Genomic DNA, 19843 nt, shown 5'->3' with positions numbered 1-19843 from the left:
ACAAGAAAGAACTTTGATGCTGTGTTATAAAGCTAGGAAATAAAACCGATTTTTGGCGTGTAACCTTTGATTTTCGGAGAAAAAACCAGTTTTTGAAAAGTGCGATCGCTAGTGAATAGTTTTTTCCAAAAAAGTGGCTATCAATAAGCGATCGCATTTTATTTTTAAGGACTTTGCCAAGCTTTTTACTGCTGCTTTAATATCTGCAACTCTTGCTGGAGAGTGGCAATTCGCTCTTGAATTACGGCGATTTGCCCTTGGGTTGCCCCTATCTGGGGTTGTCCCTGTTGGTTTATGGCATCGCGCATTTGTGCCGCTACATCAGCCGCTTGTTGTGCTGCATTTCGGTTGGCTTCCGCTTGTGGGTTGTATATCCACCCGTAAACAGGTTGCCAATTTCGAGTCCACCAATACACCAAGCGCCATCCCCACCACCAAATCCATCCCCAACTCCACCAGCCGCGATCTTCCCAGGCAACAAGTCCCCAAGTGTGGATTTGGCTATTCCAGTAGTTGGCTTCATTTTGGTACTGTTGCCTGAGTCCTTCATAGTGACTCGTTAGGGTATTGATTTGATTGATTTGTGCTTGGTAGCTCTGGATCGTCCATTGAAGCTGCTGTATCTCTGATTCTTTAGCAGCAATTTGATGGGCCAGCGTCGTCAGTCATATGAACCGATTCTCGTATTGAGTGGGAATGCCACCAGGAGTGAACAAGAAACCGGTCATCAGACTGCGCTGGGTGTTGTTCAGCGTTGGGCTACCCAAAACTCCCAGGATTTTACCGATGCCATTTGGGTCGCCATCAAATATGGGACGACCATAAGGACTGGTAATGCCATTAAGCATCACTGGCTTCAGTACATTTAGCTGGGCGGGGGTTAGGCTGTTCCAAGCATTTTTAACTGCCGGAGGAACAAACGGATTTCCTGGGTCAGTGCCATCGAAGAAAGTTTTATATAGAGGGAAAGTTCCGTTGAGGACAAAAGTCCCAAGCTGGGTTTGCTGTTCTGTAGTTAAACCATTAACCGTCTCTAGCAAAGGAATTATGCCATCGGGGTCTGTCCCATCAAACAGGGGTTGATACTTCGGATCGATACCGTTCTTCAGGGCTGGTCCGATATCGTTTTGCTGTGCGGGAGTCAGCAGTTTCCACGCCGATTCCAAATCTAAAATATTTTGGGGGTCTTGTTGTACCACAACAGTTTGCACAACCGTTTGTTGCTGCTGTTGTTGTTTCCGGTTCTTGAACCACAAAATCGCTCCACCTATAGCAGCACCCACCAGTGCAATGCCGCCTAAAACTACACCAATTTTGCCCAAAATCGGCAGGCAAACGAATTTACTGGCTATCGTGCTGATAAAGCTACCAATCTTTTTGATGATAGGAATCGCTTTTTGAACAAAGCTGACAACTTTCTGGACAACATTGACAACTTTCTGGATAACATTGACCACCTTTTTGACAACGGTGACAACTTTGTTGAAAACTTTCTTAACTCCATTCCAGAGTTTTTTAAAGAAAGCTGGACGTTCTTCGGGAGTGCCTGAACCATTCAGTAGTCCCAACCCAGATGACATCTCATCGTCAAATGCGTAGGTTTCACCCTGGGTAGTCAATGCTGCTTGCACCGCCAATCCTAAATTTAGCAAACCAGCACCAGTTTCCATATCCCAACCAGGAGTCTGCAAGTCCACCGCCGTTGCTTTGAGGATTTCTTTCACCTGAGCAGCATTTAAATTTGGATTTGCAGCCCAAACTTGGGAAGCTGCACCCGTAACCTTAGCAGTAGCAATGGAAGTACCGACTATGGCAGTAGTTCCCACCTCTGTATCACTGTTACCATCCGCATTTCCTACAGATGCCAAGGCTTTTTGCAGCATTTTTTGGGTCGCGGCTAAGGCTTTGGCTTCTTCTGCCTCAGAAAGCGACGGCGAACTACTACTGGAGCCTTCGGACTGCTGCATCAACTTCTGCACCAGCACGATTTCTTCTGGAGTCAAGTCAGCAAATAAATCCTGTTCTGGGTTGCCAGTGGTGGTTGTGGGGTCATCTATTTGTGCCCCATAAGCCATAATATCCAAGCCTTTGCCATAGCTGGAATAATCAGCGCGGTTAGCGGCTTCATCTGCTGCACCGACGGTGATGATATTGTCGAAATGCTCCGAAGCCTGCCCCAAAGCTGACATTACTGCTGTGCCTTCGTTGCCTGCTGCCACAACAATCAGAATATTGTTATCGCGGGCATATTTTAGGGCATCAATTTCTGCTTGGGTAAATTCTGTGCGCGTAGTGATGGAACCATCGGGATTTTGTTGAGTTAAATCAAAGCTAAGGTTAACTATTCCATTAGGTTGATCTGAAGCTTTTGCTGCATCGACAAAATCTACTAAAGATTGTGCCCATTTACCAGAACCCACTGCACGTCCTAACCAAACAGGAGCATCATCGTTAATGCCATCAGTGCCCACATTGTTGTTTTGGGTGGCGGCAATCACTTCTAAGATTTTCGTGCCGTGATCGTCGCCTTCACCTTCTGCTAGTAAGGGGTTGTTATCGCCATCAATGTAGTCTTTGCCTAGAGTTATGCGAGCGTTATTAATATCAGGGTTATTAGCGGCAAAACCTGTGTCAATAACCCCGACTAATGGCTGACTTTCCGGGGCAAAATTAAATTTGCCAGCCAGGGCACTAACATCCGCAAATTCGTCTGATGTTAAATCAGCAAATGCTGCCTCTAATTCCGCATTGAGTTGGTTAATCAGGTCGTCTTGTTCCTGTTCTGTTGGTGCATCAGGAGCAGGATATAGGTTAGCGTTGGGGTTTACCGTTATGTCTGACAGTGTGCCTTGTAACTGTGTCAATAACGTTTCTAAATTTGGAGCTAATGTGGTTTGGATTTCTTGATTAATATTCCCAACAGCTATTTGTTCTTCAGGGGTTAATTGCTCGATAACATCAGTGTCATTGGTATTGCTATCACTAGAGCTATGATCTCTTGTATTGTCAGTAATGTTATTGGTGGCATAAGCAATTAATTCCTGACCTATTTCTGAAGTACGCCAATCTTTAGCGGGTGCAACTGCTTCCTCAAAATGTTGTGCTTTACCAGTCGCACCTTTCACTTGGAAAATAATATCGTTATAATCGCGATCGGCTTTATCAATTCGCAAATCTTCAAACGCAAAAGTATGACCTTTTCCAGTCACATCTACAATTTGGGGTAAATTCCCCTGAACAGTCGAAATTGAAAATAACGGACTCTTCGCACCACCAATCTTCGGATTATCAAAAACCTCCTGCACTTTGCCATTAGGAACCAACATGATAGCAAACTCATTTCCGGGAGTCATGCTAACAGTTTTTGCACCTTGATAAGCACCAGCATTCCAACTTTGTTCGCCTAATTTACCGCTAAATCTTGCACCTTCCAAAGCATCAGAAATGACAATATGGCCTAATTCCGAACTACTCAATGCGCGATGTGCAGCTTCTTGGATAAACGCCTCACTTCCAGGTTGTAAATGTTCCATCCCTTTGAGGCTGAAAATAGCTAAATCTCCCTGATAGTAACCACCATCAAATAGATAATCAACGCTAACTTTCCCAGTGGAATTAACGGTAAATACACCGTGCGTTTCTGGTTTAATTATTGATGGGTTAATGGGGGGTAAAGCATCTATTACAGTGGTATTGTGTTCGTTACCAATTGTTTTGATATCTGGAGTAAATTCTGAGTGTTCATTGACGGTACTTGCGCTTGGTTTATCAACAGTAGAAGTAATAGCTGTATCTGAAGGCTGTGATTGAGAATGCGTTGCTAAAATAGTTTCAGTAACGTTGCTATTGAAGGTGGGATTTACTGTTGAATTATCGGCTGTAGATGTTGGGACAGTAACAGAATCGTTAGTTTGAGTTTGAGCAGAATTAGCAATATTACCCGTATCGCTACTTGAGTGATTTAAGTCAAGTCTTGTTTCTGTAATTTCAGGACTGTTTACTGATGTGTGGACTGATTGATTATCCTGAATTGAAGTAATATTTATTTCGCTGTTATTTGGATGATTGATATCAACTGGTGTTTGATTTGCAACATCTGAAAATACTGGTGTTTGACTGACATCGGCGGAAATATTAGTTGTTTCAACAACAGATATTTTGTGGGAATCTACAGATGTTGAGATATCTGAATTGGGAGTAATATTTTGGGTAGGAAATGTCGTGACAACTTCGCTGTGTTCTACCGCAGTTGTTGATGCAATATCAGTTTGGTTTGAGTTAATTGCAATTGCAATATTGTTTGTTTCTAAGGTTTGAATGGGTAAAGGATCATCAGCGCGATCGGAAGTGGAAATATCGGGATGAAGAATTTCTTTGTTAATTGTAATAGGAGTTTTATCTCCAACAGCAATATCTTTAGTTACATCAGTGTAGATAGGTTCAGGAATAGTCGCGCTCGCGCTCTTATCTCCAGCAGCGATATCTTGCGTCACATCGCTATGAATGGGTTCATAAATAGTCGCGCTCGCGCTCTTATCTCCAGCAGCGATATCTTGCGTCACATCGCTATGAATGGGTTCATAAATAGTCGCGCTCGCACTCTTATCTCCAACAGAAATATCTTTAGCTACATCACTGTGAATAGGTTCGGAAATAGTCGCGCTCGCACTCTTATCTCCAACAGCGATATCTTGAGTTACATCACTGTGAATAGGTTCATAAATAGTCGCGCTCGCACTCTTATCCTCAACAGCGATATCTGGTGTTACATCACTATAAATGGGTTCGGAAATAGTCGCGCTCGCACTCTTATCGCTAACTACAATATTTTGTTCAGAAGTGCTAATTACATCGCTATGATTAGGTTCTGGATTAGATGCGCTCGCACTTTTATCTCCAACAGCAATATCTTTAATTACATCACTGTGGATAGGTTCAGAAATAGTCGCGCTCGCACTCTTATCCCCAACAGAGATATCTTGAGTTACATCACTGTGGATAGGTTCGGAAGTAGGAACGCTCGCGCTCTGATTTTCACCGACAATATCTCGATCGGAACTGCTAGTTGCATCACTAGAATGATGGTCAGAAATAGTTGAGTTAGCAGTGGGGATATCACCGACACCATCGTTATGGTAATCGGTATTTGTATCTAAGTGACTAACATCATAAACAGGAATATTAACACGGGTGTCCGGCAGATTAATTACTTCTATTTTACCTACATCTCCATTGCCATTATGACTAAGATCGGAACTTATATCTGACTTAGCAAAAGCAACTAATTCCTCACCTATTTTAGAAGTGCGCCAATCTTTTGCCGGTGCAATTACTTCAGCCAAATTTACTGCTTTTCCAGTCGCACCCCGCACTTGGAAAATCATATCATTATAATCCCGATCGGTGCTGCGATCCATCCGCAAATCTTCCAAGGCAAAAGTATGACCATCCCCAGTCACATCAGCAATTTGTCCTATATGAAAAGCCTGATTCGGATTTGCTGTCACCAAAGAGAACAACGGACGTAAAGCACCACCCGCACTTGGATTGTCAGACAACTGCTGCACTGTACCGTTGGGGATAAGCATCACACCAAACTCATCTCCCGGACGCATTGAAAATGTTTTAACGCCTAGATAATTGCCAGAATTATTGTTACCATCACCTAAATTGCCGCTAAACTTGGCACCTTCAGTCGGGTCAGAAATCACTACATAGCCAAATTCAGAATTGCTTAAAGCTCGATGTGCTGCTTCTTGGATAAATTGATGAGATCCTGGCTCAAATTTTTCCATCCCATCAAGACTGAAAATAGCGAGTTCGCCTTTGTATCCACCTCCATCAAACAAATAGTCGATGCTGACTTGACCAGTTTCGCCAACGGTAAAAACACCAGAGGTAAACGTCAGTTTGTCTGAGGATACATTATCGATATCTCCAACATTAGGACTGTTTATAATTTCCGCATCCGTTGTATGTGCGGTGCTATCTGGTAGCTGGTGAATGCTATCAGTAACTACAGCGGTGTTTTGTTCGTTATCAATTGTGCTATCAGTAACATGAGTAGTATCTGTTCCCTCAACAATTTCTGTAGTCAAAGATATGTCTGAATCTGTGGTGTTATGTTCACCTAGATTCGGTGTATTAATTGTAGAACTTTGTTGTGAATTATTAAGTGCTTGTTTAAGAGAATCAGTTTCGTCAGATGAATCCCTGTGGGTTAAATTATCAAAATCGGTCTCAGTATGATGCTGAGATACTTCCACACTTAACAAGTTCTCCGTAGCTCCAGAGTTATCTTGTGCGCTTTCAATCTTAGGAGCGATTACATCAGTTGTGTCTATGCGCTCGGATTGAATAACATCTGTTTTTTCAGATGTATCGCTGTGGCTTAAATCATCAGAATCGCTCTGAGCATGAGGTAGCGATACTTCCGCAGTTACTGTGTTGTGCTGTGCGCTCTCAATCTTAGTATCAATTAAATGAGTTGTATCTATGCGATCGTCTACTTCAATAGAATCTGTTTCTCCGGCTGTATCGCTGTGATTTAAATTTGAAAAATCGCTATGTAAATCTGAATCCGATCCTTCCGCAATAATTAATGATACATCTGCTCTTTGATTTGTGCGATCGGCAGTCAATAATTTAATTTCCGAATCCGATGTAATATCGGTACTTACTAAATCTGTATCTGTGTGGCTAATAGCATCACTACTAGCATGACTTTCGATAGGTGTAGACTCAATAAACGACAGCGGTTCCAACTCGCCGTCAGCAATTGATATATCTGTACTGTGTGCAATAATAACTTCGCTGTTATGACTGTTGATCGACTCAATATGCGTTGAAGTATTATCTACAGTTGCTGTATTTTTGCTATCAGCAGAAGAATCGAAATCGTGATTACTTTCAGATAGATGAACTTCTGGGAGTGCAATTTCGTGTAAGTCCGTCCCCACCAAGTCTTGATAATTTCGATCATCACCATCGACGATGCCGCTTGGCGTGAGAATCGGTTCCAAAATAAAGGTTTCCAGCTGCGGCGGTGGAGAAATTTTTTGAGATTTACGGTTTTTAGGGGTAGCCTGCTTTTTTGAAAAGAAGTTGAAGCGTCCCATATATTCAATTCACTCCATTATTTAATGTTGACAATGGGGATAATGCGAATATCGATCGCACATCCTCTCGACTCGACAGTCAATTAGCCAAACTGAAATTCGGCTATCGTCACATAGCTTTGCTTTTCACTGCGAAACTGAAGCTCGCTCTGCTTGTAGGCATAGCTATATATTTAATCACTTTAGTGAGAATGTCAACTCTTCAACTGAAGCTTCACAGAAACTTTAAATTATATAGCTTATAGGACGTATTTACAAAACGTAATACCCAGTAGCTATTTTTGTGAGATAGTGATATAAGTTTTTGTGAGAAAAGGACAAGTGCGATCGCTCACATCTTGCCCCAAGAGGCGGTAGCCCCTGTATTCTCGTTCCCAGAACGAGTTAGGGGAGCTTATACCTCCCCAACGGCAAGATGTGAGGGTAGCCTACCCGCACGCATCTGGAAGCCACCCACTCTGGCAGCGGAATTGACCATGAACGAGTATGAACGCCTAATCTGTCCGGACATCAGAGCCTACTGGAAACTCGCCGCCATCAAAGGCTCAGACCGAGTTATACTTTTGAGCGCTCAAGGAAATAACCACTTTCAGTTTTCTGCCGCAGAAGGGTACGCGCTGCGGTACTTCACTGGAGAATTTACCGCCCTAGAAATCCAAAATCACCTTAATCGAGAATTTCAACCAACAATTTCCGCCAACCTAGTAGTAGAGTTACTGCAAAAATTAATAACTTTGGGTATCCTCGCCGACGAAGTAGAGGACGAAGAAAGAGGGAGAGAAGCAGAGAGGGAGAAACAGATAAACGAAGCATTTGTTCATTCCTACAGTTATTCCAAATCAACATCAGTCAACCAAACTTCCCCCACTCCCCCACTCTCCCCCTCCCCCACTCCTAACAGTCCTCACCTGAAACCCTGCGTCCACTGGGTAGCGCATCCCGACGGCTACTGGATATTACGCAACCCAGAGGATATCACATTTTTGCAAGTAGGCGATCGCGACAAAGCCATCATCTCCCAACTCGGACAACTTCCCACGCACCTAATAGCAGAAGAATACTGCATCACCCAAACCGAACTTAAATATCTCCTCCAACTCCTCGCCGCCACGGGAATGCTGTCAGGTACAAAACCAGCAAAACCGCGCCCAAGAAAATTCACCCCTCTCCAGTTACTATCCTTCAAAATACGCCTATTCAACCCCGACAAATTTCTCAGCAGACATATTGACAAACTACGCTTTCTTTGGACGCACCCAACCGCCTTTCTCCTCAGTATATTTCTGCTTATTTCCGCCGTTATTGGCTTTAACCAACAACCAGAAATAATCTTTATCGGGCAGCAACTACTAGCCAATTATGGCAGCAACCTATTATTACCATTTGTTCTCCTCACAGCATTAGTCGTTACCCTCCACGAACTCGGTCATGCCTTCACCCTCAAACACTTCGGCGGCATAGTTCCAGAAATCGGGTTGCTATTTATGTGCTTCATCCCCTCCGCCTACACCAACACCAGCGACTCCTATTGCTTATCTCGCTTTCAACGAATTTTAGTAATAGGAGCAGGCATACTCGTACAGCTAATTATCGCTGCTACTGCCCTATGGTTGTGGAACTTATCAACTAGCGGCACCTGGCTTTCCACCACCAGCTTCCTACTCATGTCAGCAGCACTATTTACTGTCGCTCTTAATCTCAATCCCCTAGCTAAGTTCGATGGATATTACCTTGCCGTAGCCATCACTGGTATCAACAATCTTAGAAGTCGCGCCAAAAACTTTTATGCCAACCTCTTAACGGGAAAACCAATTCGCGAGAATTGGAAAAATGCTTGTATTTTAGCTGCATACGGCCCTTTTAGTATTGCCTATATTTGGTGCGTCTTTGGTTTCCTCCTGTTGCACATAGCCGAATGGAACCTCACCAACATTCCCATTACAGCCGGGGTACTCCTGTTTGTTTGGGCAATTTATTTCTTGTTACCCACTTCTGAAAATAACCTTAATCGTAAAAATTAAAAATTCATTCACATTATCCATTACCAGAAACCGCCATGTCTGCAACTAACCAAAACAACATTCCTTCCCGCCTCAAACTGAAAGTAGTACCTCCTACCTCCCAAAAAGAAACTGTCTCACCAGCTAAAACTAACCCCGCTGACACATCCACTCATCAGCCTTCTGTAGAAAAAACACAACCAATTAAACCTGCACAATCTTTTAATTTTGGACGGCTGGTAATAATTTGTGGTTTAGTAGCAGGAGGAATCTGGGTTTCTCAGATGCCGATACCGAACTCGGTGCGAACAGAAGCGCGTTTAGAACCTCTCCCCGATAGCCATCGGTTTGTATATATGCAAGTTCCCGGCAGTGTAACTAAATTTTGGGTAAACCCTGGAGATTTTGTCAATGCAGGTCAACGAGTTGCATCAGTCGCCACACTTGAGTTAGATGCAGAAATCATTCAGAAACAAGCGAAATTGCAAGAACAAGAATCATCATCATCTGCTGCTTTAGCACGCATACCAGTTGTCCAAGGCAAACTTGAAGAAGCTATTCAAGTTGAGCTTGCCGCTCGCCGTCAAGTGGAAGAAACCCGTCAAGAAATTGAACGGATGAAAAGTGGAAATCCACCCCCAGAAATTCAGAAGTTGCAAGCAGAGGTAGAGGCACTCGCAAGTAAAATTCCAGGAATAGAAGCAGAGATATCAGGCTTGGAAGAAAATTTACAGGGAACAGAAAATTTAATTAGTAGATACGAGCGACCTGAATTAAAAGAGTTAATGGCACAACTGCCTTTACAGCAAAAGTTGGAGGAACTAAGAGGTCAAAAAGCTACATTGATAGCCAATATTGGCAGAAAAGAACAAGAAATTTTAGAAATCAAACATCAAATTTCTGCCAAAACTGAAGAAATTGAGGCGGTCAAACTGGAAAAGCAACAAAAATTAGCCAACCGTCAAGATGAGTTAGCCAGTAGAGTTGCCATTAAACAAACTGCGATGCAGGAATTGGCAGCAGCTAAAGATGAAGTTGCTGTTCGCACTCCCGTAATTCAAACTTTAAGGAAAGAACTGCAAAAGTTACAGTCAGAGCAACAGAAGAATCAAACTTTAGAAGCTCCTATTTCTGGGATAGTAGTCAGCCAAAATCTGCATGAAAAAGTAGGCAAAAAAATGCAAGACAACCAAGATGTTTTGGAAATTGCTAATTTAGATAAACTGGTGGCTTTGATTGAGGTTCCTCAATCTGATTCTGATTTAGTTAAAGGGATTGTAGAAAAACCATCGGCAACTGTAATTTTACAACCGCTCGAACCGGGATTGCCAGCAATTACGACTCAGATTGAAAAAATTGAGCCGGTGCTGCAATCCGACCCTTCCGGTCAAAAGCAGTTATTAAAGGTAAGAGCGATAGTTGACAATCGGCAGAAATTGTTCCAACCAAATGCTAAGGTTTACGCTCAAATTGAAGTGTCACCTATTCCTTTATATCAGCGAGTAGAGCGCGAGTTGATGAAGTTGTTAAAAATTCGCAAATATGTTTAATATCTGTTTGCATATATAATCATTGAGGATGTGATATGAAAGCTAGTTTATATCGGCACACTCACCACGAAATTGCCGAAATGCAATCTACTCAAGCCGAAGCGGCATCTCTATGCGAGGCAAAAACTCAGCAATTTTTCTTTTCTGACTCTTGGGAATGTACTCATTCCGAACAGAAAATTAACAAATTTCTGCCGGAAATAATTTATGCGATAGGAATAGGAAGTATATCAAAACCTTTTTTAAGTAGTGATAGCCAATCGATTTCTTTAGCTCAAGCTGTCAATTATCTTCGCCATTGCGGTGAGCTTAATACCTTCATTATAAATGTTTGGCAACAACATATTTTGGAACAAGAGTTACAAAACCGGAATGATTTAGACGTTGATTCTGCTAGCATTGATGAATTCCTCATAGATTTTCGCTTACAAAATCAGTTAGCAAACCAACGCTCATTTCAAGAATGGCTCAAGTTCAAAGGCATTAGCTATGATGATTTTCGCGCTCAAATTGCCTATGATTTGAAGTTAAACAAACTCAAACGTGAAGTTTCCGCACCGCTGATGGAAGCCTATTTTAACAACAATAAAATTTTATTTGACAGAATTGTTCTGGAGCGGATTGTTGTGGATGACTTAGACTTGGCTTTGAATCTTAGGACTAAGATTATCGAAGACGGCAGCCTTTTTGCCCAGCTAGCTAAAGACTACTCGCTTACAGAGGATCGGATTGTTAATGGGCACATGGGGATATTAATGTTGGAACAAATTCCCGAACAACTAAGGAAGTACATTGTTACTGCAAGCCCTGGTGCTTTAATCGGACCAGTGCAATTAGATTACCATTATATTTTGTTGCGAGTTACCCAGTTTATTCCGGCTGTTTTATCGGGTCAAGTCAAACAGCAACTGCAAGAGCAATTGTTTGAACAATGGTTGTTCGATAAAGTCCGTCAGCTGCGGCTCAAAATACACATTGGCTGAGCGAGTATTTGTGACAGATTAAGAAAGTGGATTGAATGTCAATCAGTTAGGATTTACAAATGTTATCAGAATTTGACAATCCGACAATTAAGATTAACGAAATTCTCGATCGCATTGAGAGCCTTCTGCTGGAAACTTGGCAAGAAACTGGCTTTGGATGCTTGACGATCGAAAGCGACAGACCGAAAGATAAAAAAATTCGGATAATTATCAAGGGAGGTACTCACTATCGGTATGTTATTACTGATGAAGAAGTTAGGAGGTGGGCTGAAAACAAATCTTTACGATCTTAAATTCATCGGTAGTGGTATGATACCTGCCAATGCTGGCGTAAGGCAGATGCCTACACCGCAAATCCATAAAGGGTGCAAGATACAAGCTTGAGGCGTAACAGCTAAAAGCATGGACGCTGTACGGTTGTAAGTATCGACAGCTAAGAACTTTAAATCAACTAAATATTCAGAGAACCTAGTCTGTGACGGATGTGAGTTTCGCGAGGCTGGGGAAATGGTTATATTTGCCATTTCTCCAGCTTTTTGTTTTTGTCAACTAATAGTTTTGTGAGGAATTTAGATTATGCAATCCCTAACAAATCATGCTTCCTTCGGTACTTTAAATCCTGAATTATTCGATGTTGAATTGTCAGATGAACTGCAAAAAGCTCGGAATTACCTGAGAATTTTGGCGACAACTCCAGATTTTGTCACGAAGATGCAGGTGGCTTTTGGTAACAGCTTTGACTTGCAGAAGGTGGAAGAGTTAGCTGCATCTTGGGGAAAAGGAGATTTTGGCAATTTTCCCCAAATTGAGATACGCGATGCGGCTGAAATTAATGGTGCGAGGGGTGCTTTTGCTGCTGCTACGAATACGATTTATTTGTCGCGGGAATTTGTGAGGGAAAATGAGGGGAATGGGAGTGCGATCGCATCTGTTCTTCTGGAAGAATACGGTCATTATATAGATTCGCAGATTAATGCGATCGATTCTGCTGGGGATGAAGGAGAAATTTTTGCTGCACTTGCTCAAGGGAAGGAATTATCTGAGAGTAAAATATCGGCATTAAAAGTTGAAAATGATGCGGATACTATTATTTTAGATGGAAAAACTATTGGCATCGAACAGTCTAATAGTAATATTCAAGTTACTATAACTGCCCCACCCGCTACACGCCCAAATCGCATAGGCGAGGTAACGGTAACATATACCAATGTGGGTCAAACAGATACAGCCGCGCCTTTGCTCACTCTATCAGCTAATGGGGCGCTATTGCAATCGCCAAACGGTGGTTTCACTGAAGAACGAGTGCAGTTTTTGGGGATTAATAATCAAGGTGCGGCTGGTATTTTGCCACCAGGGGCTAGTGGTAGTTTTAAGCTGTCGTTTTTAGCAACGGGAGAGGTAGGAAAAGATATTAATTTCTCGGCTAGTATTGCCCAAGAAAATGCGACAATCGATTGGAATGCTATCAAAAATAACGCTCGACCGGAAACAGTACCCGCTGATGCTTGGGATGTTATTTGGAATAATTTTACAGGTTCGGTTGGCAATACGGCAGGTCAATATCAGGCAGTTTTAGCTGAGAATGCTACTCGTCTGAGTCAATTGGGTGAGTATAGTAATGATGTTTCCCGATTGTTGGCATTTGAATTAGAACAAGCGGGTAATTATGGCAGTATACCCCAACGCTACAATATTGGTTCTCTTGGTCGCGGTTGGACTTTTCCTTTTGAGATTTTGGTAACAACTGATAGTGACGGAAATGCGATCGTACAAACTTCTGGTATTTTGCGATTCTTTACCAAACAACCAGGCGGAGGTTATCTCAGTCAACCGGGAGATGAGGCAACTTTAACGCAAGTTGGAGATACATTTCAACTGCGAGAACAAGGGGGTACTCTCGTTGCTTTTCGACCTGATGGCAAACTGGATTTTATTGAGGATACTAACAGCAACCGCGTTACAGCAAATTACACGGGAAATCAGTTAACGAGTATTATTTCTACTAACGGAGATAATCTCAATTTTAGCTACAATACTCAAGGTCGAATTAGCCAAATTGTAGATCGATCGGGGAGAATTAGTACCTACAGCTATAACCCGACTGGAGAACTATTACTTAGTATTACCGATCCGGCTGGAACTACTAGCTATACTTACGATGCGGGTAATGTTTTGCGATCGGTTACTTTTCCCGATGGTACGCAAACGCTGTATGAATATGATGCTCAAGGTCGCGTTATTAAACAAAGTTTGAATGGCGGTGCAGAAGCAATTACCTTTGAGTATGATTCTGCTGGTGGAGTTACAGTAGTAGATGCGTCAGGAAACAGGACAGCACTGCTATTAAACGATTTAGGTCAAATTGGTTTAGCACAAGATATTCTCGGTCGTACTTCCCAGTTTCGATATAACGCTGATGGTAATTTGACTCAGCAGATTGCACCTGGGAATATTACCTCTACTTTTACTTATGATGACCGAGGTAATCTGCTCAATCAAGTCGATCCGCTTCGCAATCAAGTTAATTTTACCTACGATCCCACTTTTGACCAATTGCAAAGCGTCAGCGACCAACGAGGTAATGTTACAAATTACAATTACGATGAAAAGGGGAATCTGGTAGCAATTGAATATGCTCCCAAAACCAATCAGCTATTGAGTTACGAACGGGGCAATTTAACAGGGTTAATTAACGGTCGTACTATCGGGCGACTGGAAAGTATCCAAAATACCAATAGCACGAATCCAGTTGTCAGTTACTATCAAAAGAATGCTAATCTGGCAGCGACTAATGTTTTCTATCCCATCGAGAGTATCAAAGAGCAATTCAATTACGACTTGCGGGGTAATTTAGTTAAGTATGTTAACCGTCGCGGTCAGGGAATTGAATACGCTTATGATGACCGAGACAGACTGATCGAACAAACTAATCCTGATGGTTCCCAAATCAATTTTGCTTATGACAACCGAGATAATCTGATTGCTGCTACCGATGCTAAAGGTACGATTACTCAAGAGTTTGATTCTGCTGACCGACTGACAAAAATTACTTACCCAAATGGTCGGTTTTTGCAGTACAGCTACGATGCTGGTGGTCGCCGAATTCGGATGGTAGACCAGGATGGTTTTGCGGTCAATTATAGCTACGATGCAGTCGGAAGATTGGCGGGATTAACTGATGGTAACGGTCAAAGAATTGTTGCCTACACTTATGACAATGTAGGTCGTTTGAGTCGGGAAGATAATGGCAATGGCACTTCTACAACTTATGGTTATGATGCTGTTGGGCAATTGCTGAATATTGTTAACTTTAGCCCTAGCGGTGAGATTAATTCTCGCTTTGACTATACTTATGACAATTTAGGTCGTCGCACCAGCATGACGACACTGGAAGGCACTTTTAATTATGGCTACGATGCCAACGGTCAGCTAACTTCTGTCACCTTGCCAAATGGTCGGATTATTCAGTATCAATACGATGCCGCAGGAAACCGAATTGCTGTTAATGATAATGGTGCGGTAACGTCTTATGACACTAACAATTTAAATCAGTATACGACTGTGGGTGGGGGAAACTACACCTACGATACTGATGGCAATCTGATTGCTAAAACTGAAGGTGGTAAGAGTTGGACTTACAGTTATGATGCTGAGAATCGTCTAGTCAGTGCTGTTACGCCAGAAGGCAGTTGGTCTTATGAATATGATGCTTTTGGCAACCGCATTGCTAGCACTCAAAACGGTCAGCGGACTGAATATTTGCTCGACCCAACTGGTTTGGGCAATGTAGTGGGTGAATACAGCAATGGTAGCTTAGTTGCTCGTTACACGCATGGATTAGGGCTGGAAAGTCGCGTTGATGGTACTAATGCCACAGCTTATTATGATTTTGATGTTGTTGGATCGACGGTTGGATTAACAGCAGGAAATGGCAGCTATGTTAACCAATATAGCTATTTGCCTTTTGGTGAAGATTTAAACAAAGTTGAGGCAGTTTCTAACCCCTTTGAGTTTGTTGGGCAATGGGGGGTGATGGATGAAGGTAATGGTCTTGACTTCATGCGGGCAAGGTACTATGACAATGGAAATGGTCGATTTACTACAACCGATCCGATTGGCTTTTTAGGAAGTGGCACTAATCTCTACACTTACGTTACTAATACACCTCTAAACGCGATCGATCCAAAAGGCGAATTCCTTAACGTTGTAGGAGGTGCTTTGGGAGGGGCTGCTCTTAGTATAACCGCTTCGTATGCAGCCACTAAAATTACTGGTCAGCAATATACACCTGGTAAATTTGTGAACGCAACTGTATCTGGATTAATCACAGGAGCAGTTGCTGGAGGTACACTTAATCCGTATGCTACTGCATCAGTTGGGGCTGCATCTGGCGCTCTTGGCTATGCCTTGGAAACAGCAATCGACAAAAAAGATTTCTCACCAATTGAACTAGGAGTAGAAACCATAGCCTCTGCCATTCCAGGTGTTGGAAAAGGTATATCTACAGTAGGTAAAAAATTTGCCAAAGATTTTACTGAAGAAATTGCTCAAAAAATCGGAGAAAAGGGAATTAAAAAAGTTGCTACTGAGCTAGGCGAAGGAGTCCTTGATAATCTAGTAAAAGATCCTTTAAAAAAACAGAGTACTGGATTTCTTGAACAAATCAAGCAACAAATTAAAAAAATTAAAGATGAGTTATATAACCAATTGAACAATCAGTTAACAGATTCAGTATTTGATCTGATTATGAAGATACTCCCACCGCCTCCACCTTCTCCTGAAGACAGCGGTACTACCTTCAACGACCCCCGCATAGTAACTTTCGACAAACAATATCACGACTTCCAAGCAGCAGGAGAATTCACCTTAGTCCAGTCAACAAGCGGCGACCTAAAAATTCAAGTACGGCAAGAACCAGTTGGTAACAACCCACAAAGTAACGTTTCCGACAACACAGCCGTAACTACAATACTCGGTGGAAAACGCATCGGAATTTACAAAGGTCAAGGACTTTTAATAGATGGTGTCCGCACCGAAATTCCCGACCTTGACTCCCTCGCTGTCGGAGATGGTCGCATCTATCGCGAAGGCAACATTTACACCATAGTCTATGCCACAGGCGATCAACTTATTGCCAAGCTGCAACCCATTCGCGTCAACATTAATGTTTACCTAACCAAAGAACGAGAAGGTCAAATTACCGGACTACTCGGCAACTTCAACAATAACCCCAAAGATGACCTGATTAAGCGCGACGGAACTGTATTGAATGAACCAGTTTCTACCAGTCAGCTTTATAGCGAATACGCCGATAGCTGGCGCATTTCGCAAGCAGAGTCGCTTTTCGACTACGAACCCGGTAAGGATACCAACAGCTTTACGATTAAAAACTTCCCACCCCGAAAAATTACTCTCAGCGAGTTGAGAGAGTCCAGACCTGCTGATGTGGAGAAAGCTGAAAAACGCATCGGCAATTTAATCGCAGATCCGACTATCCGCGAAGCTACGATTATTGACTATATCCTGACTGGGTTTGACGAAACAATTATTGAAGATGCCATTGCATCCCTCACCCCCAACAGCACACTCGCTTTCGTCACCCCCACCCAAGCAGTTGAAGACTTCGCCGCTACCACCGTCAACACTCCCATCAGAATTGATGTTACCAGCAACGACGATCGCACTATCGGTGTGCCGATCTCCATAACCAACTTCGACCAAACCTCGATCGCAGGTAGCATCATCAGATTAGACGATAACAACACTCCCGACGATAAAACCGATGACCAACTCATCTACACCCCAACTGCCAACTTTACAGGTAACGACACCTTTAACTACACCGTAACAGATGGCACTCAAACCAGTACCGCCAAAGTAACCGTAAATATCGCCAATTTCAACCTTTCAAATCTCAACGGAAGTAACGGTTTTACCCTCAACGGAATAAACCCCGGCAACTTCGCAGGCGTTTCCGTCAATACGCTAAAAGATTTCAACGGCGATGGTTTCCATGACTTCATTATCGGAGCATTTGCAGCAGATCCCAATAACAATAATGCCGCCGGAGAAACTTATGTAGTTTTCGGCAAACAAGGCGGATTTCCTGCTAGCATCGACTTGCCAAAACTCGACGGTAGCAACGGTTTCATCCTCAACGGAATCGATACCAATGGTTTCAGCGGCGGTTCCGTCAGCAGTGCGGGAGACATCAACGGCGATGGACTTGATGACATAGTTATTGGCGCTTTTGGCGCAACAGCTAACGGTCAAAATAATGCAGGTAAAGCTTATGTAGTATTTGGAGCAAAAGGAGTTTATCCTGCTAGAGCAAACCTTTCTGACCTCAACGGAAATAACGGTTTTGTAGTCAACGGCATTAACGAATTCGACTATTTAGGTTTAGCCGTTAGCGGTGCTGGCGATATCAACGCCGATGGCATTGATGACTTGTTGATCGGCGCTCCTGGCCCATTAAATGGTACTGTCAGCAAGAGCTATGTGATTTACGGTCACAAAGGAACCTTCGCCGCCAATATTAACTCTTCCGATATTAATCGGAGCAACGGATTTGTGATCAATGATAATGATGGAAAATCCGGTACTTCCGTTAGCGCCGCTGGCGATATTAATGGAGACGGCATCGACGATATCATCATCAACGCCGAAGAAAACGACTCCAATAACTACGTAATCTTCGGTTCTGCTAATGGATTTGCAGCTAATTTTAACTTAGCGGAACTCAACGGCAGCAACGGTTTCATTCTCGACACCAGAAATGAAAAATCCGGTACTACGGTTAGCAAAGCAGGAGATATTAACGGCGATACCATTGATGATTTAATTATCTCTCTATCTAGCAGCAATTCTAATGCTGGAAAAACCTACATTTTATTTGGCAACAAACAAGGATTTGCGCCTCGTTTCGATGTTTCTCAATTCAATGGCAGGAATGGTTTCGCACTGGTTAACAACATTGATGGGAACTTAATTAGTTCTGTCAGTGGTCTGGGAGATCTCAACGGAGATGGGATTGATGATTTAGCAATTTCGACTTCTCAAGCTAACTTAAACGCAGGCAAAACTTACATCCTGTTTGGCGATAATGCCGGATTTACTTCTAGTTTTTCTTTATCTAAAATTAACGGTACTAACGGCTTAGTCATCAATGGCGTTAACGAGGACGATTTATCGGGAACTTCCCTCAGTCAAGGAGGAGATATTAACGGCGACAATATCGATGATTTAATTATCGGTTCTCCCGGTAACTTGTTTAACAATTCCCCCGGTCAAACTCATGTCGTATTTGGTAGCACGCTTTTCGGTAGCGGCAAAGATACCAGTAATTTAGCCAAACTTTTGTTTGATTCTCGCTATTATATCACCCAAAATCCAGATGTGCGATCGGCAGTTTCTCATGGTTTATTCCACAACGGATTTGAACATTTTATCAAATTTGGTTTAACGGAAGGACGGAACCCAAGTGCAACATTTGCTGGTGATTATATAACTAATAACCCAGATGTAGCAGCAGCCGTTAATGCTGGTATTTTCCACAGCGGTTTTGAACATTTTATCAAAGCTGGTTTGGCAGAAGGACGACAACCAGATTCAATTATCGGTTATTTAACAGCTTTGGATGTATTTTATCGCTCCGAAAATCCAGATGTACAAGCAGCAATTCAACAAGGCATTTTGAGTACCGGATTGGAACATCTAATCCGGTTTGGTATGCTAGAGGGGCGTCCTCCTTTCTCTCGTTTTACCGCTTTGTTGGAAACCTTCAATTCCGATTTTTATTTAGCGCAAAATCAGGACGTGAAACAAGCTGTAGATGCTGGCATTATAGGCAGTGGATTTGAACATTTTGTTAATTATGGCTTATTTGAAGGACGCGACCCCAGCAGCCAATTTAGTAATAGTGGATATCAAACCAACTACCCAGATGTTGCTGCTGCTGTTAGTAGCGGTATCTTCCGCAGCGGCTACGAACACTTCATAAAATATGGTTTCGGGGAAGAACGAGTTGGTATAACGTTTAGTTAGGTTTTGGTACGCAGGGAAAGTGCGATCGGGAATAGGCCAGTCTATGGCGATAAGAGCGATCGTTTGATAGAACGTTTAGAATCATAAAAATTTGGCTCTTCTGTACAAAGGTGTGCCCAATTATTAGTTTTTGGTTTCCTACACTC

The 19843-nt window shown here is 42.6% G+C and carries 7 protein-coding genes; 5 read left to right on the top strand and 2 right to left on the bottom strand.

The features are described 5' to 3' along the window. Window positions 1-185: 185 nt before the first annotated feature. Together ACE1CD_RS14930 and ACE1CD_RS14925 are read right to left on the bottom strand one after the other, a co-directional pair. Window positions 186-416, bottom strand: coding sequence for a hypothetical protein (locus tag ACE1CD_RS14930; RefSeq protein WP_374825117.1), 231 nt, complete (start codon window positions 414-416; stop codon window positions 186-188). 249 nt (window positions 417-665) lie between these two features. Then, complete coding sequence (locus tag ACE1CD_RS14925) at window positions 666-7118, bottom strand: DUF4114 domain-containing protein (protein WP_374825115.1); 6453 nt, start codon at window positions 7116-7118, stop codon at window positions 666-668. Between the two features lie 338 nt (window positions 7119-7456). On the opposite strand from ACE1CD_RS14925, the gene ACE1CD_RS14920 reads away from it, so the two are divergent. The 5 genes from ACE1CD_RS14920 to ACE1CD_RS14900 all read left to right on the top strand — a co-directional run bounded on the left by ACE1CD_RS14920 (window position 7457) and on the right by ACE1CD_RS14900 (window position 19697). Continuing rightward, window positions 7457-9139, top strand: a complete 1683-nt coding sequence (locus tag ACE1CD_RS14920) for a site-2 protease family protein (protein ID WP_374825113.1) — start codon at window positions 7457-7459, stop codon at window positions 9137-9139. A 35-nt stretch (window positions 9140-9174) separates the two neighbouring features. Further along, the gene (locus ACE1CD_RS14915; RefSeq protein ID WP_374825111.1) at window positions 9175-10668 is read left to right on the top strand and encodes an efflux RND transporter periplasmic adaptor subunit; all 1494 of its coding nucleotides are present in this window, start codon (window positions 9175-9177) and stop codon (window positions 10666-10668) included. A gap of 35 nt (window positions 10669-10703) precedes the next feature. Continuing rightward, window positions 10704-11651, top strand: coding sequence for a peptidylprolyl isomerase (locus ACE1CD_RS14910; protein WP_374825109.1), 948 nt, complete (start codon window positions 10704-10706; stop codon window positions 11649-11651). A 59-nt stretch (window positions 11652-11710) separates the two neighbouring features. Continuing rightward, on the top strand, window positions 11711-11944 hold the full coding sequence (locus ACE1CD_RS14905) for a hypothetical protein (RefSeq protein ID WP_374825107.1): 234 nt from the start codon (window positions 11711-11713) through the stop codon (window positions 11942-11944). Window positions 11945-12227: 283 nt separating this feature from the next. After that, window positions 12228-19697 carry an RHS repeat-associated core domain-containing protein gene (locus tag ACE1CD_RS14900; RefSeq protein WP_374825105.1) on the top strand — a complete coding sequence of 2490 codons (7470 nt, stop codon included), beginning with the start codon at window positions 12228-12230 and terminating at the stop codon, window positions 19695-19697. Window positions 19698-19843: the final 146 nt, after the last annotated feature.

Origin of the sequence: Aerosakkonema sp. BLCC-F183 (assembly GCF_041929145.1) — a bacterium.
Taxonomy (GTDB): domain Bacteria; phylum Cyanobacteriota; class Cyanobacteriia; order Cyanobacteriales; family Aerosakkonemataceae; genus Aerosakkonema.
The sequence above is the reverse complement of the archived record's forward strand: the minus strand, read 5'-3'. Positions and strand labels throughout refer to the sequence as shown.

Bases quoted from the DNA above. Each gene is read 5' to 3' on its own strand.
- ACE1CD_RS14925 (WP_374825115.1), bottom strand. From the start codon at position 7,118: ATGGGACGCTTCAACTTCTTTTCAAAAAAGCAGGCTACCCCTAAAAAC.
- ACE1CD_RS14915 (WP_374825111.1), top strand. From the start codon at position 9,175: ATGTCTGCAACTAACCAAAACAACATTCCTTCCCGCCTCAAACTGAAA.
- ACE1CD_RS14910 (WP_374825109.1), top strand. From the start codon at position 10,704: ATGAAAGCTAGTTTATATCGGCACACTCACCACGAAATTGCCGAAATG.
- ACE1CD_RS14905 (WP_374825107.1), top strand. From the start codon at position 11,711: ATGTTATCAGAATTTGACAATCCGACAATTAAGATTAACGAAATTCTC.
- ACE1CD_RS14900 (WP_374825105.1), top strand. From the start codon at position 12,228: ATGCAATCCCTAACAAATCATGCTTCCTTCGGTACTTTAAATCCTGAA.